The 23016-nt window shown below is 74.2% G+C and carries 18 protein-coding genes; 8 read left to right on the top strand and 10 right to left on the bottom strand.

Annotated elements, in window-relative coordinates; translation table 11 throughout:
- Positions 1-69 precede the first annotated feature (69 nt).
- Complete coding sequence (locus tag DKT69_RS24475) at positions 70-1347, top strand: hypothetical protein (protein WP_109803843.1); 1278 nt, start codon at positions 70-72, stop codon at positions 1345-1347.
- 143 nt (positions 1348-1490) lie between these two features.
- On the opposite strand, the gene DKT69_RS24480 is transcribed toward DKT69_RS24475, so the two are convergent.
- The 7 genes from DKT69_RS24480 to DKT69_RS24515 all read right to left on the bottom strand — a co-directional run bounded on the left by DKT69_RS24480 (position 1491) and on the right by DKT69_RS24515 (position 7802).
- On the bottom strand, positions 1491-2549 hold the full coding sequence (locus tag DKT69_RS24480; RefSeq protein WP_109803844.1) for a S8 family peptidase: 1059 nt from the start codon (positions 2547-2549) through the stop codon (positions 1491-1493).
- Between the two features lie 106 nt (positions 2550-2655).
- Positions 2656-3108 carry a VOC family protein gene (locus DKT69_RS24485; RefSeq protein WP_236648204.1) on the bottom strand — a complete coding sequence of 151 codons (453 nt, stop codon included), beginning with the start codon at positions 3106-3108 and terminating at the stop codon, positions 2656-2658.
- A gap of 105 nt (positions 3109-3213) precedes the next feature.
- Positions 3214-3708, bottom strand: a complete 495-nt coding sequence (locus tag DKT69_RS24490; protein WP_109803845.1) for a hypothetical protein — start codon at positions 3706-3708, stop codon at positions 3214-3216.
- Positions 3709-4413: 705 nt separating this feature from the next.
- Entirely contained in the window at positions 4414-5130 is a 717-nt protein-coding gene (locus tag DKT69_RS24500; protein WP_201749834.1) for a nitroreductase family protein, read from the bottom strand.
- Positions 5131-5384: 254 nt separating this feature from the next.
- On the bottom strand, positions 5385-5618 hold the full coding sequence (locus DKT69_RS24505; RefSeq protein WP_109803847.1) for a hypothetical protein: 234 nt from the start codon (positions 5616-5618) through the stop codon (positions 5385-5387).
- Between the two features lie 163 nt (positions 5619-5781).
- Positions 5782-6435: a hypothetical protein gene (locus tag DKT69_RS24510; protein ID WP_109803848.1), complete on the bottom strand. Its 654-nt coding sequence runs from the start codon at positions 6433-6435 to the stop codon at positions 5782-5784.
- Between the two features lie 377 nt (positions 6436-6812).
- Positions 6813-7802, bottom strand: coding sequence for a hypothetical protein (locus DKT69_RS24515; protein WP_109803849.1), 990 nt, complete (start codon positions 7800-7802; stop codon positions 6813-6815).
- A 305-nt stretch (positions 7803-8107) separates the two neighbouring features.
- Between DKT69_RS24515 and DKT69_RS40065 the strand changes: the two genes are divergently transcribed.
- The 5 genes from DKT69_RS40065 (at position 8108) to DKT69_RS24540 (ending at position 14824) form a co-directional block, all read left to right on the top strand.
- The gene (locus DKT69_RS40065; RefSeq protein WP_236648205.1) at positions 8108-8428 is read left to right on the top strand and encodes a hypothetical protein; all 321 of its coding nucleotides are present in this window, start codon (positions 8108-8110) and stop codon (positions 8426-8428) included.
- Between the two features lie 94 nt (positions 8429-8522).
- A complete protein-coding gene (lanKC, locus tag DKT69_RS24525) occupies positions 8523-11126 on the top strand; it encodes a class III lanthionine synthetase LanKC (protein WP_109803904.1) in 2604 nt (867 codons plus the stop codon).
- Positions 11127-11132: 6 nt separating this feature from the next.
- Positions 11133-11252: a SapB/AmfS family lanthipeptide gene (locus DKT69_RS24530; protein WP_013734295.1), complete on the top strand. Its 120-nt coding sequence runs from the start codon at positions 11133-11135 to the stop codon at positions 11250-11252.
- A 75-nt stretch (positions 11253-11327) separates the two neighbouring features.
- Positions 11328-13055: an ABC transporter ATP-binding protein gene (locus DKT69_RS24535; protein ID WP_109803850.1), complete on the top strand. Its 1728-nt coding sequence runs from the start codon at positions 11328-11330 to the stop codon at positions 13053-13055.
- Positions 13052-14824, top strand: coding sequence for an ATP-binding cassette domain-containing protein (locus DKT69_RS24540; protein WP_109803851.1), 1773 nt, complete (start codon positions 13052-13054; stop codon positions 14822-14824). Before DKT69_RS24535 ends, DKT69_RS24540 begins: the two co-directional genes overlap by 4 nt.
- An 18-nt stretch (positions 14825-14842) precedes the next feature.
- Here DKT69_RS24540 and DKT69_RS24545 read toward each other — a convergent pair whose 3' ends face one another.
- Both DKT69_RS24545 and DKT69_RS24550 read right to left on the bottom strand, forming a co-directional pair.
- On the bottom strand, positions 14843-15427 hold the full coding sequence (locus DKT69_RS24545; protein WP_109803852.1) for a response regulator transcription factor: 585 nt from the start codon (positions 15425-15427) through the stop codon (positions 14843-14845).
- A gap of 124 nt (positions 15428-15551) precedes the next feature.
- Complete coding sequence (locus tag DKT69_RS24550; protein WP_236648206.1) at positions 15552-16157, bottom strand: response regulator transcription factor; 606 nt, start codon at positions 16155-16157, stop codon at positions 15552-15554.
- A gap of 1636 nt (positions 16158-17793) precedes the next feature.
- Between DKT69_RS24550 and DKT69_RS24560 the strand changes: the two genes are divergently transcribed.
- On the top strand, positions 17794-18867 hold the full coding sequence (locus tag DKT69_RS24560; protein WP_161557942.1) for a CapA family protein: 1074 nt from the start codon (positions 17794-17796) through the stop codon (positions 18865-18867).
- Between the two features lie 206 nt (positions 18868-19073).
- Here DKT69_RS24560 and DKT69_RS24565 read toward each other — a convergent pair whose 3' ends face one another.
- The gene (locus tag DKT69_RS24565; protein WP_236648207.1) at positions 19074-19850 is read right to left on the bottom strand and encodes an alpha/beta fold hydrolase; all 777 of its coding nucleotides are present in this window, start codon (positions 19848-19850) and stop codon (positions 19074-19076) included.
- 97 nt (positions 19851-19947) lie between these two features.
- Between DKT69_RS24565 and DKT69_RS24570 the strand changes: the two genes are divergently transcribed.
- Positions 19948-22995 carry an AfsR/SARP family transcriptional regulator gene (locus tag DKT69_RS24570; RefSeq protein WP_109803856.1) on the top strand — a complete coding sequence of 1016 codons (3048 nt, stop codon included), beginning with the start codon at positions 19948-19950 and terminating at the stop codon, positions 22993-22995.
- Positions 22996-23016 lie beyond the last annotated feature (21 nt).

Consider the following 23016-nt stretch of genomic DNA (forward strand, 5'->3'; position numbering starts at 1 on the left):
TATCCCAAACAAAGGGAAGTATCGATCGCGGCGCGTTTCCTGGACGGCACGCGACCGGTTGTACCGGGCGTGACGGCGACATCACCCGCCATCGACACGATCCCGTCGGCCACCCTGCCCCGATGGCGCATCACCTGGGCGGAACGCGAGAACGACCGGCGACGCCGCGCGCACCACGCCGAGACCGAGGCCTGGGTCCGGCGCAACGACCAACTGATCCGGCTGCAGATCGAGGCCGCGACGTTCCTCGGGTACGCGCAGCCGCGTACCGGCCTGCCGGTCGACCTCGACGACGACGAGGTCATCTACCGGGTGCTGCCGACCGCGGAACTGGTCGAGGCCGAGGCACGGCACGGTTCCGGACTACCCACGCCGGGGCTCACCGTCGTCATCACCAGCATCGACGCACCCGGCCGAACCCTGCCCAGAGGTCTGCGGGTCGTCGACGCCGGCATGGCCGTCGTGACCGACCGTCGGGTGGCCTTCGCCGGGCGCGAGTACCGGCGGGAGTGGGCGTACGCGGACATGGTGGGGCCCGCACACCACCCCCACACCCCGATCACCCTGCTGCACAGCACCGACGGAAGTCGGCTCACCGGGCTGCTGGTGCCGACCGCCGCGACCGTGAACTTCCGCTTCTACCTCACCCTCGCCTTCGCCGCCGCAGCCGGCCAACGCGCCGCCGTCGCCGCGCAGATCGACGCCCTGCGGGACGCCCACCGGCGCGCGCGGCCGACGCCACCGCCACCGGCCGAACCGGAGCACGCCCCGCTGACCGCGCTGCGTCCCGATCGCCGGCTGGCCACCGCCGCCGCGGTCGTCGCGTTGACCTTCGCGACGGTGCCCGTCGGCGCGTTCGGCGCGGAGCGCGGCGGCCCGCCGTACCGGGCGAACGCAGGCGCCGGCGTCGCCACCACCGGCGCGCCGCACACCATCGGCGCCGCCGCCCAGAAGAGCCTCGACGAGTCGACGACACCGGACAGCTCTGCGCCCGCGTCGCCGGCCGGCGAGTCGCCCACTCCGCCGACCGGTGCCGGGTCGGGTGTAGCCGGAAGGGTCCTTCGCCCGCGCACGCCGAGCCGGGCCACCTCCGCCGCGCCGACGGTCACGGTCACGGTTCGGGCTGCCCGCCCGACCGCGACCGCCGGGCCGGCCCCGACCACCCCTGCTGCGCCGACCACCGGCCCGGCCCCGACCACGACGCCGCCCCGGAGCACGGATCCGACCACCGACCCGACCACGGGTCCGGCCCCGACCACCGGGTCACCGTCGCCGGAGCCCGTTCTGATCAACCTCTGTCTGGACCCGCTCCGGCTGCCACTGGCGGAGCGGCTCCTCTGCCCATGAGCGACCCGATGAGTCATCGCGCGGGCGTCGCGCGACGGGAGATCGCCCGAAGTCAGCCCGGCGCAGCGGGAAGCCCCAGCTCAGGATGTCGTTCCCGAGCTGGGGCTGCGTTGCCGCCCGCGGCCGGGCGCTCCGCTCGACGTTCAGGTGCGGGGCGCGGCCACGGCGGCCTGGGCGTCGATGATCCCCCAGCCGTACAGCGGCGAGTAGACGCCGCGCAGGCCGACGACCGGGGTGCGGGCGGTCGACATCAGCACCGAGTACACGTTGTCGAGGCTGCGCCCCTGGGCGAAGAGCAGGGCCGCGACTCCCGACACGTACGGCGTCGCCATCGAGGTGCCCGCGTAGGCGTCGTAGTCCCCCTGCCCGCAGCTCGCCGAGCCGGCGCCGACCGGGACGCTGGACCACACGTCGTCATCGCAGTTGACCAGGCCGGCGCCACCGGGGGCGGCCACCGCCTTCAGGTCAGCCTTCACGCCCAGGTTCGAGTACCACGCCTTCACCTCGTTGCGGTCGGTGGCGGCGACGCAGAGGGCGCCCGCCTCCCAGGCCGGCGTGTCGCACAGGGGCGCCGTCTCGTTGCCGGCCGCGGCGATGACGGCGACGCCCTTCGCCTGCGCGTACGCGATCGCCTCGGTGGCGGCGGACTCGAGCCCGGTGAGGGTGAGGGCCTGGGAGCCCGGCAGCGCGCCGAGACTGAGGTTGACCACCTTGGCACCGTGGTCGGCCGCGTAGCGGATGCCCGCGGCGATGTCGGCGAAGCTGCCGCTGCCCGCCTCCAGCACCTTGATCGGCATGACCTCCGCGTCGGGGGCGACGCCCGCGACACCGAGACCGTTGCCGGTGGCGGCGGCCGCGATGCCCGCCACGTGGGTGCCGTGCTCGTCGCCGGCGTCGGCCGTGCCGTTGGGGCCTCGCCAGTCGCCGTTGCCGCAGGAGGCCGGCCCGCAGTCGACGAAGGTGGCGCCGGGCACGAGCTTGGACTTCAGGTCCGGGTGGCTGAGGTCGACGCCGGTGTCCACCACCGCGATCACCACACCGGTTCCCGTGCTGGCTCCCCAGGCCTGTTCGGCATGGATCTGCCGCAGGCCCCACTGCTTGTCGTACAACGGATCGTTGACAGCCGCCTGCGCGGGCGTTGCGGCGACGGCCACGAGGGCGGTGGCCACCGCGGCGCCGGCGAGTAACCGGGCGATCGACATGAGATATCTCCTCAGGATGCGACAACGGTTCAGCTATGCCATCGGTGAGGAGCCGCCAGACGCAACAGCGGACGAAGGCATTGAGCCCGGCCGGTCCGCTCGGCGATCAGACCACGCAGAACTCGTTGCCCTCCGGGTCGGCCATCACCACGTGGTCGAGCCGGCCGTCCACAACATCCTCACGCAGCACCGTTGCGCCCGCTGCCACCAGCCGCTGGACCGCAGCCCGTACCCGCGGCGCCCGCACCTCCCAGGGCACCCCGCGCCCGCCGCCGGCCTGAATGTCGAGGTGGATCCGGTTCTTGGCCACCTTCGGCTCAGGAACCCTGAGGAACGAGATCCGCGGTCCCCGCCCGGCCGGGTCCTCAAGATAGGCGGCGTCGCCCCACTCGTCCTCGGCAACGCCGAAGTGGCGGAGGAACGCTTCCCAGTCGGCGAAGCCCGACGGGGGCGCCGCGTCGACGTAGCCCAGCGCCGTCTTCCAGAAGGCGGCCAGGGCCGGTGGGTCCGCGCTGTCGAAGGTCATGGTCCACGCGTCGGCCATCTGGTCAGCTTTCACCAGCCACTTCCCCAGGGCAACCGGCACGCGGCCAGCTTCGGTCGGACCATCGTCGGTCGCCGCCGGTGGTCGCCGGCGACGACGGCGTACCGGGAGCGACAGCGGCTATCGCGGGGCAGGTGGCGGCGACAGCCGGGGCACGATCTGGCGGATCGTCGGCCCGCTCGGATCGTGGTAGTCGAGAACGATGTCCGGGTCCGGGTCGGCATCCGGGTGCGGGTCGCTCGGCTGCCGGTGGGAGTCGTCCGTCGCCGATGCGGTCGGGGCATCGGTGGTGACGCGGATGGTGACGCGGCAAACCTCGTCGGGGCCCGGCGCGCACGCCCCACAGGTGATCACCATGACCGTCGAGTGGCCCGGCACGGGATCAGCCGACTGCCGGCGGTCGACGCCTGCCGGAGTCGGTGTGGAGGCTACGCAGCGGCCGGCCCGGCCCCGGGCGTGCAGCGCACGGGTCAGGTGACCGACGAAGGTGACCTGCGAGTCAGGGCAGACCACCGCAACTCGCAGACCCCTGCCGGCCGCCGCGGCCACGATCACATCGGCAACGGTCGCCAGCACCACACGCTCGCGTGCGATCGCGGACAGCTCAAGCACCATGACGCCCCTTCGACGCGGGCTGACCGGCGCCGACTCCCACGGACTGCCACCGGCCACGCTTCCGCCCGATCCAGATGTCGCCAGCGCGGAAACCGACCACCGCGTCGGCTGCCTGGTCGACCTCCATCCCTGCCACCAACGCAGGCGGCGTGATCGCGGCCACCGTTACATTCACCTGCGTCCCCTCCGCAATCGGCGGTGACCGTCACGCCGCGACCGCCTTCTCCGAACTACCGGTTCGCTCCGCCTCGCTGGGCTCAGAGAGCGAAACCGATCAGCCCCTCTGCCAGGTTCTGAGAGGGGATGATCAGGAGGTGCGGAAGCGTCCGGCGATCTGGCCGAAGGTGGGCAGGCCCAGGTGGATGACTGAGGGCTTGAGAGCGGCATCGAGTTGAGCCAGCTTGTCCTCGGCGCCGGCCAGGCTGATCTCCAGGCCCTCGACCTCGCCGAGCCAGCCCCCGCGCTGAGCTTCGGCGATCCGATCGAGCGGGTTGTCGCGGATCTCGATCAGTCGGTCTCGCTGGGACGGCTCGGGCCGGAGGAGCGAGCATCTGACGCAAGCTTCTCTGCACTACGAGTTGCGAGAGTCCGGTCCGAGGCCATGCAGTCGTCGGCCCGTCACGATGATCATCCCCGCTCTTGACGCCCCGGCCGCGCTTGTTCAGCTGATGTGGAGGTTCGTCGTCGCCACACCGACATGCCCCGTCACACTCCGATGAAGCTCACTGTTTCTGTCATGTCCGCCCGCCCGGTACGCAGCCGTGGCACGCCTTCCTTCTCGAATCCCACCGCGACACCGCAGAACAGTACGAGCCCGTCATCGGCTCCGACTATCTGGCTGACAGTCTTGCGATACATCGTCCACATCACCTGGGGGCAGCTGTGCAACCCTTCCGCCCTTAGCAACAGCATGACCGTCTGCAAGTACATCCCCGCGTCCCCCCACTGTCCGGGCCCCATCGTCCGGTCGAGGTAGCAGAACAGTACGACCGGCGCCCCGAACGCCTCCGAGTTCAAGGCGGCGATTTTCATGGGCCTGTCGGGGTCGTCGCGCACGATTCCCAGCGCTTTGTACCGCTGGGCAGCCGCGGCGGAAAGGCGGTCCAGATACGGCGAGGCCAGTTGGGCCGGGTACATCGGATACTCCCGCTCATCACCCGTGTCTCCCGCCAATGCCCTGGCCGTCGCGCGCTTCTTCAGTTCGGCCAAGGGCTCACCGGTCACGACATACACATGCCACGGCTGGAGGTTCCCACTCGACGGAGCCCGCGTCGCTGCAACCAGCACTCGTTCGAGTATCTCTTTGGATACCGGCTCATCGCTGAACACCCGCACAGCCCGGCGGCTGTCTACAGCTTTATACACATCCACGTCTTTCGTCCTCTCACTCGACGGCAACCACCTCTCTACCGTCTTCAGCACGCACAAGAAGCAACAGGTGATCCGGATCGCACTTCGATCTGCGGCAGGCGGCAGCGCTGTTCCTCGGCCTGTGCATGCGATCGGCCTCCGCCTGCTCCACGAGGTGATGGACCAGTTGGTCGGTGAACGGGCGAATCATGGAGCGGCTCCTCAACCTCAGTGGTGCGGATGGCGATCTGGGCGAAGGTGGGCATCCCGAGGTCGATGGCAGTGCGACGCCGGGTCTGCTCGACGTCAAGCACCTGCCCAATTGCCTAGCCGTCGGCGACCTCAATTCGTGGTATCGGAGCCGACGGCAGGTCCGCCGGGTCGGCGACGATCAGCACATCCACCGCACGGTTCGTCACCATGCAGCGCACGGACTCCCACGGTCCGCGGACGATGCCCTCCAGGCGGTAACCGCGCCGGCGGCTGTAGTCCAGGCACTTCGCGACGGCGGGCTCGACGGGGTCGATGTCGGCGGGTATCCAGATCACCGCGTTGTCCATGCCTTCTCTCCTGATCAACTATCGACGGCCGGGCGAGCGGGAATGATCAGCTGCGCGGGGAGGGCGGGCGCCCTCGCTGCTGAACCGGCATCGAGGCGCGGCCCGGGCGCCGCGAGGATCGGCCGGCAGGAGGGCGTCCCGGCTTGCCCCGTTCGCGATGTCGTTACTCGCATCTGCCCCAGGTCCATCCGGGTCGGCTGGTCGGCGATCGCACCGCCGGGGCAACGCAGCGTCCCGCCGGTCGACGCCACAGTGCGTGGACCGTCGTGCCGTCGGGGAGCACGAACGGATCGCAGGCGGTGAAGCCGTGGCGAACGTAGAGGGCAGCCTCGGCGAGAGTGGTGGCCTCCACGTAGGAAGGCACGAGGCGATCCATCCGGACGAGGCTGCGGGCGAGCAGGGCGGTGGCGCGGGCGTGACGCCAGGTGGCCGACGGGACCGCGAGGAAGGCGAGATGGTTGTGGGCGTCGGCGGGACGGTGAGCTTTGAGGACTCGGTCCAGGGCCCGGAAGCGGTCCAGGTGGTCCCCGCAGGCATGGGCGAGCCGTTCGCGGTAGCCGGCCGGTGGCGGAATGGGACGGTGGCGGTGGAACCAGACGGCGGTGGCGGAGCGGTCGACGAGCAGGTAGACCTCACCGAAGAGCAGGGCGTGTTCGACCCAGACTGCGGAGATGGCGGTGAGGACCTGGCGTCGCCGGTCGTCGTCGGGCACGAGCCACGCGCCGATCGCCGAGGAGTGCAGGGCGTCGGCGACGAGGCCCGCAATGTGGGTGGTGTCGCACCAGCGGGCGGGAACCGCGGGCGGAATGGCTGCCATGGACGATCTCCTGTGGATCAGGCGTTGTTGCCCGAGGGCGGGCCGGCCGCCACACGAGGCGAGGGTGTGTGGTCGGGCGAGGTCGCCCGCCCCTGGAGCGGGCGTGCCGGTACGGACCGGCGTCGCGTGACCGATCAGCGCGGGCGTGCAACCAGCTGATCGGACGTGCGGGACGGTCCTGGGTCGCCGCACGAGGGCCGCGCGGTGGAGGTACGTGGGGCGCGGCGCGCCGGGTGCTGCCGTTCGCCGCCGGCGGATCAGCACCCCGGCGCCCGGGACCGGCGAATATCTGGGTGCGGCCGTGACCGCGCCGCTGTCGCCGGCCGGTTCGTGCTCGGGGGCAGCCGTGGCCGGGCGTGGTGACGCCGAGGCGTCGATCAGGCAGGTCTGGTGCCGGGCTGGGGCGATCGCTGGGCGGACATGTCGCACCGGGACGAAGCGCAGCGCCGGGATGCCAGCTCCGGCGTCCACGGGTGCGGTGAGGTGTCGGCTGCCGTGGGCGTACCGGCGGCTGCGGCAGCCGAACCGGTCGCGCTGCCGGACGAGAGCGTCGTCAGGCCGCCCGTGCCGCGCCCCTCGGCGCGCCCGGGGCCACGACCCACGTCAGCAGCACCCGCGGCCCGTTCGCCGCCGCTTCGACACGGCACCGTCACGTCCCGGGACGGGATGGCCGGCGCAGCTGCCGGGTCCGTCGGGATGACAGCGGGCATCCGGATGGCGTGGCCGGTGTCGCCTGGAGTGGTGGTGGGCACCGCGCCGGCAGGCTGGGGCCGCGGGTCGGCCGGGTCGCCGGGTGGAACCGCCGGTTGGCCGAGGATCGGCCCGGTCAGCCCCAGCACCGGGGCGAGGACGGGATGCAGTGTCCGGACGATCGGCTCGGTCACCGGCCGGAGAACGGCGTCAACGGGTTCGAGAATTCCCGTGCCGGCGACCGCCTGCACCACCGGAGCCGCGGCGGCCACGACCGGACGCGTCACGGGCGCGACGACCTCGACGGCTCCCGCCGACCCCGCGCCGGTCGACCGGCCCACGAGGCGACGCACCGGCGCCACCGCCGCCGACAGGTCGGCGGGCGGGACCCGCACCGCCGGGTCGGACTCGCTGGCAGGCTCGCGGGTGACCGCTCTCCCCGCGGTCACGGGCCCCGGCTCGCGCGTCGCGCCGGTCCTCGCGCGGCTGTGGTCGACCGTCGCCCGGCCGGACACGGGGGCGGGCGGGCCGGAGAGGACACTGTCGACCATCGCCCCGGCGCCGCCGAGGAGGTCCCCGACGATGCCCGAGCCCGGTTCGTCGACGGCGTACGCGGTGTCGTGCCTGACGGCGTCGTAGGCGCCCCAGACGGCGACGACGCCACCGAGCAGGAGCATCCCACGTACCGCCGCGCGGGCGAATCGTCGGCCGCCACGCCGCTGCACGGGCACCCTCCCGAGTCGTCCCACAACGCCCACCACAATCGTCGATTGTTGCCCAAAGCGGTCAGTCGATGAGCCTCCGACACGCCGAGTCAGGCGTCGTGGCAGCACGACCGGCGCGGCCTCGCCCGCCCTCGAGGGCCTGGCCCGGAAACTCGCCCACGGCGACGTCGCCGTCGTGCTGATGGAGCCGGCGTTGACCAACATCGGCATCGTCCTGCCCGAGCCGGGCTACCTGGCCGGGGTTCGGGAGCTGACCCGTGCGCACGGCACCTACCTCATCAACGGAGACCCACACCTTCTCCGCCGGCCCGGGTGGCGCGACCGCCGCGTGGGGACTGGATCCCGACGTCGTGACCATCGGCAAGGCCATCGGCGGCGGGATCCCCGTCGGGGCGTACGGGCTGTCCGCAGCGTTGTCGGCGGCGCTGAGCGGCCGCACCGACCTCGACCTGGTCGACGTGGGTGGGCCGGGCGCCGCGCGTCGCGCAATCGGCGGACGCGCCGCCCCGGTCGCCACCGCACGGGTGGGGTCTGACTTTTGTCATGAGTACCCGTGCGTGACGCATCGAGCGTCATGACCAAGCGCACTGTGGCCGGGCCTGTTCCGTCGATGAGACTCGAATCCGTCGCCGGAGGAGGCAGCCGGCCGAGTTCGCGAGGGGAGTCGTGACGGTGGACGAGCGCTACGACAGCTACTGCGCCGCGGATCGGCTGTTCTACGACTCGCTCGGCAGCGCGGTCGCGCAGCCGGCCTTCCCGGCCGCCGAGCGGCCGGTCCCGACCGGCTGGCGACGCGAGCCGCTCGACGACTGGCTGATCTACGCGCCCGAGGGCGGCTCGCTGCCGCAGCAGGGCTGGAAGATCCACGTGTCCGCGGGCCTGGCGAACGCCGAGCGGGTGCTGGACGCCGTCTGGGCGTACTGCGTCCCCCGTGGCCTGTCCTTCAAGTTCCTGCGCGGCCCCCGCACGCTGCTGCTGCGCAACTCCAAGTACGCCGCCCGCGCCGCCAGCGGCAAGTTCATCACGGTTTACCCCCGCGACGACGCGGAGCTGGAGCTGGCCTGCAAGGAACTCGACGAACTGCTCGCCGGCGAGTCCGGGCCGTACATCCTCAGCGACCTGCGCTACGGCGCCGGCCCGGTGTACGTGCGCTACGGCGGCTTCGCCGCCCGCTACTGCCACTCCCCCGACGGCCAGGTGGTACCGGCCATCGAGGACGGCTCCGGGGCGCTGGTGCCCGACCGCCGGGACCCGGTCTTCCACGTGCCGGACTGGATCACCCTGCCCGACTTCCTCGGCCCGCACCTGGCCGCCCGGAGCGCGACCAGCACCGACGAGGTGCCCTACCGGATCGAGCGGGTGATCCACTTCTCCAACGGCGGCGGGCTGTACGTGGGCCGCGACCTGCGTACCGACACGGAGGTGGTGCTGAAGGAGGCCCGGCCGCACACCGGCCTGGACGCCGACGCCACCGACGCCGTCGCCCGGCTGGCCCGGGAGGCGGCCGCCCTGCGCCAGCTCGCCGACCTGCCGCAGGTGCCGCGGGTGCACGACGAGTTCACCCTCGGCGAGCACCGGTTCCTGGCGCTGGAGTTCATCGAGGGCCGCCCGCTCAACAAGGTGCTGGTCGACCGGTACCCACTGATCGACGCCGACGCGACCGACGAGGACCGGGCGGCGTACGTCCGATGGGCCCGGCACATCCACGAACAGGTCGAGTCGCTGATCGCGGCGATCCACGACCGGGGCCTGGTCTACGGCGACCTGCACCTGTTCAACATCATGGTCCGCCCCGACGACCGGGTCGCCCTGGTCGACTTCGAGGTCGCCGCGCCCATCGCCGGACACCGCCGGCCCGGCCTGCGCAACCAGGGCTTCGCGGCCCCGCGGGACCGGACCGGGCCGGCGGTGGACCGGTACGCCCTGGCCTGCCTGCGGCTGGCGCTGTTCCTGCCGCTGACCCAGCTCGTCCGGCTCGCCCCGGCGAAGGCGGCGCACCTGGCCGACATCGTCACCGCCAACCTCCCGGTGCCCCGGTCCTTCCTGGACCCGGCCGTCGAGGAGATCACCGGCTCCACCCGCGGTGGCGCGCACGACCCGCAGCCGGCGCTCGATCCGGGCGACTGGCCGGCGGTGCGGCAGCGGTTGACCACGGCGATCCTGGCCAGCGCCACACCCCAGCGGGACGACCGGCTCTTCCCCGGCGACATCGAGCAGTTCCGCAGCGGCGGCCTCAACCTCGGCCACGGAGCCGCCGGGGTCCTGTACGCACTGGCCGCCAGTGGCGCCGGGCGCTGGCCGGAACACGAGGACTGGCTGGTGCGGCGGGCGAGCTCGCCCCCGTCCGGGACCCGCTGCGGCTTCTACGACGGGCTGCACGGTGTCGCGTACGCGCTGGAACACCTCGGGCGCCGACAGGACGCGCTGGACGTGCTCGACATCTGCCTCCGGCAGCCCTGGGACGGGCTGGACCACAGCCTGGCGAGCGGCCTGTCCGGGATCGCCCTCAACCTGGCCGAGCTGGCCGGGCGCACCGGGGAGACGTCGCTGCGCGACGCCGCGTGGCGGGCCGCCGAGCAGGTCGTCGACCGGCTCGCCGACGACCCGGGCCCCGACGTCAGCGGCGGGCGGCACCCGTACGCCGGGCTGCTGCGCGGCCGGACCGGCGCGGCGCTGATGCTGCTGCGGCTGCACGAGCTGAGCGGCGACGAGACGCTGCTGGAGCACGCCGCCACGGCGCTGCGCCAGGACCTGCGCCGGTGCGTGGTACGCCCCGACGGCGCGCTTGAGGTCAACGAGGGCTGGCGGACCATGCCGTACCTGGCGCACGGCAGCGTCGGCATCGGGCTGGTCCTCGACCAGTACCTGCGCCACCGCGCCGAGGAACGGTTCACCGAGGCGAGCGCCGGGATTCGCCGCGCGGCGCGGTCACCGTTCTACGCGCAGGCCGGGCTGTTCGCCGGGCGGGCCGGCATCATCGCGTACCTCGCCGCCTCGGCGGACGACGCCGACCAGCGGCGGGAGCTCGCCGCGCAGCGGGAACGACTGGCCTGGCACGCTCTGCCGTACCGGGACGGGGTTGCCTTCCCCGGCGAGCAGCTGCTGCGGCTGTCCATGGACCTCGGCACCGGCACCGCCGGAGTGCTGTACGCGCTGGCCTGCGCGCAGCACGACCAGCCGCCGGTGCTGCCCTTCCTCGCGCCGTTGCCGGGCGCGCAGAGACTCCCCCGCGGCAGCGGGGGCGACCGGATCGACCGACCAGCGGAAAGGGGGTGACACGACATGGCGCTTCTGGACCTTCAGGGCCTGGAGATGGCTCCGGCCGACCGTACGGGTGGCGGTAGCCGGGCGAGCCTGCTGCTCTGCGGCGACAGCTCGCTCTCCGTCACGACCTGCAACTGATCGCGGGCACCACGCGGGGCCCTGGGTGGGTAGACGTGCCCACCCGGGGCAACCGCCGCCACACCGGGAGGACCGATGCAGACGTTGGCCGCGGGAGACGGGTTGCTCCGGCGGACGGTCCGGGAGGGCGGCGGCTGGACGGCCGTGCTCGCGGCGGTCGCGCTGACCGGCGCGGCCGCCGAACTGCTGCTACCCGCGGCCCTCGGCCGCGCCGTCGACGCCGCCCTTGCCGGCGACTCCCGCTGGTGGGCGGTGTCGGCCTGCGGCCTGGTCGTCGTCCTCGTCTGCACCGACACCCTCAGCGACCTGGCCGGCGGATACGGTGCCGCGCGGGCCACCGCCCGGCTCCGCCGGCACCTGCTCCGGCACCTGTTCGCGCTGGACGTGCGCGCCACCCGCCGTCACCCGGTGGGTGATCTCGTCGGCCGGCTGGTCGGCCAGGCAGCCGACGCGGGACAGGCCGGCAACTCGGTGGTGCTGGCGGTGGTGACGGTGCTGCCGCCGCTCGGCAGCGTCGTCGCGCTCACCGTCCTGGAGCCGGTGCTGGGCGCCACCCTGCTCGCCGGTCTCGGCCTGCTCGCCGTGCTGATGCGCGCCTTCGTCACCGACGCCTCGGCCGCCACCGCCGGATACCAACAGGCCCTGGGCGCGATCGCCGGCCGACTGCTGGAGTCGCTGACCGGGGCCCGGACCATCGCCGCCGCGGCGACCACCCGCCGCGAGGAGGACCGGGTGCTGGCCGCCCTGCCGGAGCTCGGCCGGCACGGCCGCCGCGGCTGGGAGCTGCTGGCCCGGGCCAGCGCGCGTACCTCGGCGGTGGCGCCGCTGTTGCAGCTCACCGTGATCGCGGTCGGCGGGTACGCCCTGACCGCCGGCTGGCTCACCCCGGGGCAGCTGGTCTCCGCGGTCCGGTACGCGGCCATGGGCGCCGGACTGGGCGGGGTGCTCGCCACGCTGAACCATCTGGTCCGCAGCCGGGCGGGCGCAGACCGGGTCGCCGAACTGCTGGCCCGACCCGTCGTGGCCGACGGCGACCGGACGCTTCCGCCGGGCCGCGGCGGGCTCCGGCTGCGCGGGGTGAGCGTGCACGGCGATGACGGCCGGCCGATCCTGGCGGGCGTCGACCTGGATGTCCCGGCCGGCGCGACCGTCGCCGTCGTCGGGACGTCGGGCGCGGGCAAGTCCACGCTCGCCGCGGTGGCGGGACGGCTGCACGACCCGGACGTCGGTGAGGTGCGGCTGGACGGGGTGCCGCTGCGCGAGCTGGACCGGGCGGCACTGCGCCGGGCGGTGGGCTACGCCTTCGGCCGGCCGGTGCTGATCGGTGCGACGGTCCACGACGCGATCGGGCTGGCGCTGCCGGCCGGCTCGGCGTCACCGCCGGCCGACGGCAGCCCGGCCACGCCACCGGTCCTGAGCGCGGCCCGTACGGCGGCGGTCGCCGACGTCGTCGCCCGACTGCCCGACGGCTTCCGCACCCCGCTGGAGGACACGCCGCTCTCCGGCGGTGAGGCCCAGCGACTCGGACTGGCCCGCGCCCTCGCCGCGGAGCGCCTGCTCATCCTGGACGACGCCACGTCCAGCCTGGACACCGCGACCGAACACCGGATCGCGCAGGCGGTGGCCGGGCGAGCCGGCGAGCGTACCCGCCTGGTGGTCACCCATCGGGCCGCGACCGCCGAAGCGGCCGACCTCGTCGCCTGGCTCGACGGCGGCCGGCTGCGCGGCCTGGCTCCGCACCGGCGGCTCTGGGTGGACCCGGCCTACCGGGCGGTCTTCCTGCCGGCCGGTGACGGCTCGTGAGCGGCGTACGCCGGGTGACCTGGCGGGCGCTGCGTGCCCGAGGACGGGACCTCACCCGGCTCTGCGGCTGGTCACTGGTGGAGGCGCTGCCCGCGCTGCTGTCCGGCTATCTGGTCGCCCGCGCCGTCGACGAGGGTTTCCTGGCCGGACGCCTCCTCACCGGCCTGGCCTGGTTGGGTGCCCTCGCCGTGGCCGTACTCGTCGGCGCGGCCGCCACGGGTCGGGCGTACCGGAGCCTCGGCGCCGTGGTCGAGCCGTTCCGCGACGAGCTGGCCGGGCGGGTGGTCCACGCCGCGCTCCGCGAGGCCACCCGGGCCGGCGGTCGTCCGGACAGCGCGGCGCTGGCCCGGCTGACCCACCAGGTGGAGATCGTCCGGGACACCTTCGGTGGCCTGCTGATGGTGACCCGCGGCTTCCTGTTCGCCGCCGGCGCGGCCCTGCTCGGCCTGTTCGCCCTGGCCCCGGTGGTGGCGGCGCTGGCCGCCGCGCCGCTGGTCGTCGGTCTGGCCGTGTTCGTCACCGCGCTGCCGGCGATGGTCGGGCACCAGCGCGCGTACGTCCGAGCCGGTGAACAGCTCGGCCAGTCGGCCGCGGCCGCCCTGACCGGGCACCGGGACGTGCTCGCCTGCGGGGCGCAGGCTCGCGTCGTGGCCGACGTGGAGGTACGGGTGTCGGCACAGGCCCACGCCGAACGGACCGTGGCCCGGATGGCCGCGGTACGCAGTCTCAGCCTGGGCATCGGCGGCTGGCTGCCGCTGGTGGTGCTGCTCCTGGCCGCGCCGTGGCTGGTCGAGCGCGGCCTGAGCGCCGGCGCCGTGCTCGGCGCGCTCATCTACGTCGCCACCGGGTTGCAACCCGCCCTGCACACCCTGGTGCAGGGCGTCGGCGGTGGCGGCCTGCGGTACGCGGTCACCCTGGAGAACATCCTGCGCACCTGCCCGACGCCCGACGACCACCGCCCGCCGGCCCCGGCCGTCCGGGCACCGAGCCCCGGCCGGTCGACGGGACCGGCCGGTCCGGTGCCCGCGGTGCGGATCCGCGGACTGACCTTCCGCTACGGCCTGCTCGCCCAGCCGGTACTGGAGGACTTCTCGCTGACCCTGGCCGACGGTGACCACCTCGCCGTGGTCGGGCCGAGCGGCGCGGGCAAGTCCACCCTGGCCGCGCTGATGGCCGGACTGGTGCCCCCGCAGGCCGGCACCGTCCACCTGGCCGGCGCGGCGGTCGCCGGCGCCGAACCGGAGGTGCTCGCCCGGATGCGGGTGCTGGTGCCGCAGGAGGCGTACGTCTTCACCGGCTCGCTCGCCGACAACCTCCGCTACCTGCGGCCCGACGCCGACGACGCCGCCCTGGAGGCCGGCCTCGACGCGCTCGGCGCCCGCGCGCTCGCCACCCGCCTGGGCGGGCTGGCCGCGCCCGTCGCGCCCGCCCTGCTCTCCGCCGGCGAACGGCAGCTCATCGCCGCCGTCCGGGCCTGGCTGACGGCCGCCCCACTGACCATCCTCGACGAGGCGACCTGCCACCTGGACCCGGCGTTGGAGTCGACGGTCGAGGGCGCCTTCGCGCAGCGGGCAGGCACCCTGGTGGTAATCGCGCACCGGATCAGCTCCGCGATCCGGGCCCGTCGGGTGCTGGTGCTCGACGGCGACAAGCCGGTCGTCGGTACGCACGAGCAACTACTGGCCCGCTCGGCGACCTACCGACTACTCGTCGGTTGTTGGGACGACGTCCCGGTGCCGCCCGGCGCGGCGCCCGCCGGGCGGGTGTGAGCCACCGCCGCCGGGTGCTCAGATCCAGCCCGCCTCCCGGGCGACACGCACGGCTTCCACCCGGGTACGCGCGCCCGCCTTACGGGCGATCCGAGCGAGGTGGTTGCGGACGGTGCCGCGGGCGAGCCCCAGCGACGCGGCGACCTCCGCCACCGGCGCCCCCGCCGCGGTCAACCTGAGGACCTCGATCTCGCGGCTGGTCAGCGGCCCGTCCGGGCGCAGCGCGGCGACGACGAGGTCCGCGTCGAGCACGGGCTCGCGGCGGAACAACCGCCGGATCCCCTCCACCACCCGCTGCGGGCCCACGTCGCTGCCGAGGATGCCGACCATCCGCGTCGCGGACAGCATGCCGCGCAGCCCCCGCGCCCTGCGGGGGTGGGCGAGCACCAGGAGGGGACACGGGCCGACCGGGCCGGGCACGTCCTCGGCGATGAGGTCCAGATCGGCCACCACCACGTCAGGGCGTTGTGCCTGTACCGCCGGGCGGACCGCGTCGCCGCGATCCACCTCCGCGACCACGCTGATGTCCTCCTCCGCGGCGAGGACGCAGGACAGCGCGCCCCGAACCAGGGCACCCTCCAGGGCGAGCAGGGTACGGATCACGGTGGACCTTCCTGCGCATCTTCAGCATCGATCACTCAACGTCAGCATTCAAACACGCACCTTGGGGTCCTGCACGGCTACGGGGCGGGCCCGGGACATGGCCGGCGGACCCGCCCACCGACCACTAGAACCAGCCGTCACGCCGCGCGCGCCACACCGCCTCCATCCGGTTGCGGGCCCCCGTCTTGCGCAGAATCGCCGACAGGTGGTTGCGCACCGTCCCATGCGCCAGATAGAGCCGACGGGCCATCTCCTTCACCGGAAGGCCCTCGGCAGCCACCCGCAGCACGTCCAGCTCCCGTGGGGTCAGCGGAGTCTCCGGGGGGCAGAGCACCGCCACCGCGGCGGCCGGGTCGATGGCCCGCTCCCCCGCGGCGAGTGCGCGGATCGCCCGGACCAGGTCCGGCAGCGATCCGTCCTTGCCGAGGAGACCCCGCGCCCCGGCCGCCAGCGCCGCCTCGGCCAGGGCGGGACTCCACCGGTGACTCATCGCCAGCACGGCGCTGCCCGGCGCCTCGGCGCCGATCCTGGCCAGCACTTCGACCGGGTCCGGCAGCTCCGGCGCCAGAGCCAGCACCACCACGTCCGGCCGGCAGCGCCGGACCACCGTCAACAGCTCACCGGCACCCTCCACGTCGGCGACCACATTCATGTCCTCCTCACTCGACAGCGCGGCGCAGAGCGCACCGCGCAGCAGACCCATGTCCTCGGCCACGACAACGTGGATCACCACGTTTCTCCGATCTCGGGTACGCGTCACGACGGCCATCGGCCCCGCAACTCTCGACGGGGCGGCACGGCCGGATCGGGCGCGACAGACGGGCAGCCCTCGTCCCGCCGCACCGCCGCGGTGGACGGGGCGCGGGCGCCGTTGGACCACGCCAGCGGGGCCGGCACGGCCTTCGGGCCGGCGACCGCGGGCGGGTCGTCCGGCTCAGCCGGGACGGGCGACCGCTGAGGGAGATCGTCCCCCGACGAGGACCGGCACCAGGTCCTGGAACTGGCCGGGCCGGCACCGCGACGGCCAGCCGGGCGCGCGGAGCAGTCCTGGCCCGGGCCCCGGTCCGTCCTGGACACCCACGGCAGCCTTGTCGGCGGGTGGGACGGGCCGGCCGGGTTGTCCGGACGACGCCGACTCCGGGCACGGCCGCGCGGCGCCCCGCCCGATCGGCGCGGCCGGACCCACCGGTCCGACGACGGACGCCGACGGCGGTTTCGCCATGGTCGGCGCAGCCCTCGCAAGCGCGGGCGCGGGCCTCGGGCCCCGGGGCGGCTCCGAGGCGGTGAGCGGACGGGCTGTCGGGCCGCTCGCCCTACCGGAGCCCGACTCGGCCGCCGGCGCCGGGGGCGGAGCGGTCGGGCCGGGCGAGGGCGGGACTGCCGGACCGCTGACCAGGCCGAGGACGGGCGAGAGAACGGCTCCGGCGGCCCGGATGAGCGTCGTGACGAGGGACGGAATCGGCACGGTGTCCACGGCACGCACGACGTGCGGAAGCGGGGCGACAACCAGCGCCACCACAGCCGGTCGGGCCACGCTCGGCCCCGCCAGCGGTGTCGGCGACCTGGCGGGAACTCGCGGCCCCTGACGATCGGCGGACCGCCGCCCGAGGCCGCCGGCGGAATTCTGACGCCGATCCGCACGGCGTTCGGCAGGCCGGCCGGCCGGCCTGCCACCGTCTACACCGAATGAGAGCGGGGTCCGGGTCCGGGGCGCGACCACGGACGACGCGTCCCCAGACGACGGTGTCCGGGTCGGGTGTGTCCGGTCAGGTGCGGCGGCCAGGCCACCGACGACAGCGCGCAGCAGGGTCACGGGCCGGGCCGCGCCGCCCCCCGCCGGGTGATCCCGCCGGGCCGGACGTTCTTGGCGAGCGAGCGATCCGCTCGAGTCGAGCGCGACGCGGATGTGCTGGTGGTGCTCACCGGAACCGGTGCGGTCAGCCGCGCTCGCGACGGCCGGCCCGTCGAACAGCGCAGCCACCAGGAAGCCGGCGCCCACGGCGGCCGCGATCAGGACGACCCGCCGGACGAACCGGGCCAGTCCGTCGGACGGAGGCGGCGCAGATCGCCCCGGCGCGGCCGCGGGAGCGGGTGGCCTGGCGGGACATCGCACGCGGAGACGACCTCCTTCCACCGAGAACGCTGACCCATGGTAGCGATGCGATCACGCGAACGCACTCCGTGCAGGTCGTGGTGACGGCATGTCAACGGTTGACCCGATCGGCACCGGCGGTCCTCCGCAGCGCCGACCGCGGTTGGCGTCGATCTACGGGGCCCCAGCGCGCCCGTCATGCCCGTCAGGTCCGCTCGACCAGTTCTGCCCAAGTGGGCCGAGCGTCAGGGGCTTCCGCCGTACGATGCGGCGAGTGAAATGGGCACGATCCCTCGTCGCGGTGGTGGCGACCCTGACCCTGGCCGCGTGCGACGCGGCACCGACCCGGCCGGCGGGTGGGCCCGCCCGATCCGCCTCCGTGGCGGCATCCCCGTCGCAGGCTGGACCCGCCGAGATCACGTTGGCCTTCGCGGGCGACGTGCATTTCGCCGACCGTACGGCCGGGCTGCTGAGCAACCCGGCAACCGCTTTCGGGTCGATCTCCGCCACCCTGTCCAGCGCGGACCTCACGATGGTCAACCTGGAGACCGCGGTGACCACGCGGGGCACCCCGGAGCCGAAGGAGTTCCACTTCCGGGCGCCGGCGAGCACGTACGGAGCGGTGAAGGCGGCCGGCATCGACGTCGTGTCGATCGCGAACAATCACACGCTGGACTACGGGCGGGTGGGGCTGAGCGACACCCTGGACGCGGCCAGGGCCAGTGGGGTCCCGGCCGTCGGGGCGGGCGCCGACGCGGCGGCGGCGTACGCGCCGTGGATCACCGAGATACGCGGTACGACCGTGGCGTTCCTCGCCTTCAGCCAGGTCGCCGAGCTGTGGTCGTCGTGGAAGGCCACGGACACCGAGGCCGGCATCGCGATGACGCGGGACCTGAGCCGCGCTGTCGCGGCGGTGCGGGCCGCCCGGCAGCGGGCCGACGTGATCGTCGTCTACGTCCACTGGGGCGTGGAGGGCGAATCGTGCCCATCAGCCGAGGCGCGCGAGTTCGCCGGCGCGATGGCCGAGGCCGGCGCCCACCTCGTTGTCGGCACCCACGCCCATCTGCTGCTCGGCGACGGCTGGCTGGGCAGGACCTTCGTCCAGTACGGACTGGGCAACTTCCTGTGGTGGCGGGACGACGCCTACAGCAACGACACGGGGGTGCTGCGGGTGACCCTGCACGGGTCGGCGATCGTGAAGACCGAGTTCGTCCCGGCGCTGATCTCTCGGCGTACCGGCCAGCCCCGGCTCGCCGACGGGGAGGAGGCGGCCCGGATCTCCCACGAGTACGCGAACCTGCGCGCCTGCACCGGACTCGCCACGACGCCGACCGGCCAGTCGCGGTAGCCGGCCGGCACTGGCGGCTCCCCCTGTTCGACCGCTGGCTCGCCGGGATGTCCGCCGTGTGGTCGGAGGTCGAGCGCTGCCGCAGCGCCGGCGGAAACTCCTGAAACCGTGAGGTGGAGCGACGCCCCGGACGGTGTGAGTCCGGGCGTCGCTGCTGCCCTCCGACCTGCGAAGCGACCGGTCCGTCGGCGGCGTCGGCCGATCCCCTAGGCGTCCAGGAACTCGTCGACCATCGGCGCCAGCCACTCGGCCCGCTGCGGGATCGAGGTGTGCGTGGTGCCCGGCAGGATCGCCAGCCGGCACCGCGGCAGCCCGGTCAGGTCGCCCGGCACCCCGCCGCCGAGCAGCTTGAACATCTCCACCGCATGCTCGGGCCGGACGATGTCCGAATCGCCCAGCACGAGCAGCACGGGCGCGGCGACCGCCCGGACCTGGTCGGCCGTCCACTCCGGCAGGTCACCGTCGAGCCGCTTCACCTTGGCCACGAGGTTGGCGAAGCCGGCCGGGTCCGGGGCGGTGCGCAGGTACTCCTCGTGGAACTCCGAGCCGTGCAGGTGCTCCGGCCGCAGGTCCTGGATGCCGTCCAGCAGGCCCGGGTACATGCCGTCGAGGGTGAAGCACACCGACGCCAGGACGAGCCGGCCGACCCGGTCGGCGTGATCGGTGGCCAGCCGCAGCCCGACCGCGGCGCCCATGCTCCAGCCGAACACGTCCGCCCGGTCGATGCCGAGGTGGTCGAGCAGCGCCACCACGTCGGCGGCGAAGTCCTCCACGGTCAGGTCGCGGTCGATGTCCGGCGTGTGCCCGTGCGCCTGCAGTTCCACCGCGACCACCCGGCGGGTCTTCGTCAGGAACGGCAGGATCGTGCCGAACGACGTGCCGATCCCGGAGAGCGCCCCGTGGATCAGGACGAGGGGCCGGCCGCTGCCGGTGCCGTGCTCCTCGTAGTACAGGTCCAGGCCGTTGACCGGTGCGTAGCTCATGACGATGATCCCTTCTCGGACTCGCTGACACCCACACCGTGCGCCGCCCCGCTTACGGTCGACTTCCGACCGGCTTACGGCTTGTAAGGTGGCCGGCATGCGGTTCGGGGTCCTGGGCCCGCTCGCCGTCACCACCGACGCCGGCGAGCCGGTCACCGTGCCGGGCGTCAAGGTCCGCGCGCTCCTCGCCGACCTGCTCGCCAACCGCAACCAGGTGGTCTCGGCGGACCGGCTGATCGACGACCTCTGGGGCGACGACCCGCCGGCAAACCCGGCCGGCGCCCTGCAGGTCCGGGTCTCCCAGCTCCGCAAGGCGCTCAACGACGCCGAACCCGGCGCCCGCGACCTGGTGGAGTCCCGCCCGCCCGGTTACCTCCTGCGGGCGACCGCCGACGCGGACCGGTTCGCCGAACTGGCCGCGGCCGGGGACGTGGCCCGGCTGACCGAGGCCCTCGGGCTGTGGCGGGGCGAGCCGTACGCGGACTTCGCCGACTCCGAGTACGTCCGCGCCGAGACCATCCGGCTCACCGAGCAGCGACTTGCCGTGCTCGAGCGCCTCGCCGACGCCCGCCTGGCCCGCGGCGAACACGATCTGGTCGCCGCCGACCTGGCCGAGCTGGTCGCCCGACACCCGCTCCGCGAGGGCCTGCGCGCCCTGCACCTGCGCGCCCTGTACGCGGCCGGCCGGCAGACCGAGGCCCTGGAGAGCTACGCCGACCTGCGCGACCGCCTCGCCGACGAACTCGGCCTCGACCCCGGCCCGGAGCTGGTCGCGCTGCATCGGCGGATCCTGGCGCAGGACGCCGACCTGACCGGGCCACCCCGGGCGGCGCGGATCCGCAACAGCATCCCGGCCCGGCTGAACGAGCTCGTCGGCCGGGCCGAGGCGCTCACCGAACTGCGCACGCTGATCCCGCAGCAGCGGCTGGTCACCCTCACCGGCCCCGGCGGTGTCGGCAAGACCCGGCTGGCCACCGAGGCGGCCCGCGAACAGGCCCGCCCGGACAGGGTCCACCTCGTCGAACTCGCCGCACTCCCGCCCGGCGATCCCGGCGTCGCCGACCGGATCCTGGCCGTCCTGGACGTCCACGAGGCGGCCGGCGTCAGCGTCCCGGCCGCCGACCGGCTGCTCGCCGCGATCCGGCAACGGCGGCTGCTGCTCGTGCTGGACAACTGCGAGCACGTCATCGAGCCGGCCGCCGGCCTGGTGGCCCGGCTGCTGCGGGACGCTCCCGACGTCACCGTGCTGGCGACCAGCCGGGAACCCCTCGGTCTCACCGGCGAACTGGTGTGGGAGGTGCCGCCGCTGGCCGTACCGGACGACGACCGCGACCCGGACGCGGTCCGCCGGTCCGCCGCGGCCCGGCTGTTCGCCGCCCGCGCCGCCGCCCAGCAGCGGGGGTTCCGGCTGGACGACCGCACCGCGCCCGTCGTCGCGCAGCTCTGCCGCCGGTTGGACGGCATGCCGCTGGCGCTGGAACTGGCCGCGACCCGGGTCCGCGCGCTCGGCGTCACCGGCGTGGTGGAGCGCCTCGACGACCGGTTCAAGGTGCTCGCCACCCAGCAGCGGGACGTGCCGGCCCGGCACCGGACCCTGGCCGCGGTGATCGGCTGGAGCTGGGACCTGCTCGACGACCCGGACCGCCCGGTCCTGGCCCGGCTCGCCGTGTTCAGCGGCGGCTGCACGCTGGACGCGGCCGAGGTGGTCTGCGACGCCGATGTGGAGGTGCTGACCCGGCTGGTCGACCGGTCCCTGGTGGTGATGGACGACACCGGGACCGGCCCGCGCTACCGGCTGCTCGAGTCGGTCGCCGCGTTCTGCCTCGACCGCCTCGACACCGACCGCCCGGGAGAGGCCGCCGCGGTGCGGGCCCGGCACGCCGCGTACTACACGAGCCTGGCCGAACGCGCCGACCCGGAGCTGCGCGGCCCCGGCCAGGCCGAGTGGCTGGTCACGCTGGACGCCGAGAACGCCAACCTGCGATCGGCGCTGGCGCATGGCGGCGGGCTGCGCCTCGCGGTCGCGCTGACCTGGTACTGGTTCCTGCGTGGCCGGTTCAGCGAGGCCCGCCGGGCGCTGACGCTCGACGGCGACAGCTCGGCGCAGGCCCGGGCCGCGGCCTGGCGGGTCGGGTTCGCGCTGCTGCAGGGCGACCGGCTGGAGACCGCCGACATCTCCGCGTACGACGACAGTCGCGGCACCTGGTTCGTGGCCGCCGCGCTGATCCACCGCAGCGAGCTGACCCGGGCGGCCGAGCTGCTGGCCGCCGCGGAAGGATCCGCCGACCGGTGGACCGAGGCGGCCGTGCTGAGCAGCCGGGCCAAACTGGCGCACGCCGCCGGTGACCTGGCCGCCCTCGATCGGGACGGCACCCGCTGCGCGCAGCTCTTCGCCGAGCTGGGTGACCGCTGGGGCCGGCTGCAGGCCAGCGACTGGGTGGGTGGGCTGGCCGAGCTGACCGGGGAGTACGACCGGGCCGCCGCCCTGCACCGCGAGGGCCTGGGCTGGGCCGAGGAGCTGTCGCTGTGGCCCGAGGTGAGCAGCAAACTGTCCTGGCTGGCCTGGCTCGCGGTGCAGACCCGCGACTACGTGCAGGCCCGGGAGCTGGCCGAGCGGGCGTACCGGCTGGCGGCCGAGCAGGACTCCGGGAGCGCCCTGGTGTTCGCCGAGCTGAGCCTGGGCTTCGCGGCCCGCCGGGACGGCAAACTGGACGTCGCCACCACTCACCTCGAGCACCTGGTGGAGCTGGCCCGCCGGGAAGCCCAGCCGGCGCTGTTCCTGCCGATGGTGCTGGTCGAGCTGGGATACGCGGCCGAACACGGGGGCGACCCGGCGACCGGGCTGGCCCGGCACGTCGAGGCGTTCGACGTGGCGCAGGCGATGGGTGCCCCGCGCGACGCGATCGGCGCCCTCGAGGGCATCGCCTCGGCCACTGCCTGGTCCGAGCCGGAGGTCGCCGCCCGGCTGCTCGGCGCGGCGGCCGCCGCCCGGCGGGCCGCCGAGTTCGCCGCGGCGCCCGCCGAGCGGGACGAACTGGACCGGATCGGCGGGCGCCTGGTCGCCGCGCTCGGGCGGGAGCGGTTCGACACGCTGGTCGCCGCCGGGCACGACCTGAGCCCGGACGCGGCCCGGGCGCTGGTCTGATCGGATCCACCGCGCCGGACG

The sequence above is a fragment of the Micromonospora sicca genome (assembly GCF_003172935.1).
Classification (GTDB): domain Bacteria; phylum Actinomycetota; class Actinomycetes; order Mycobacteriales; family Micromonosporaceae; genus Micromonospora; species Micromonospora sicca.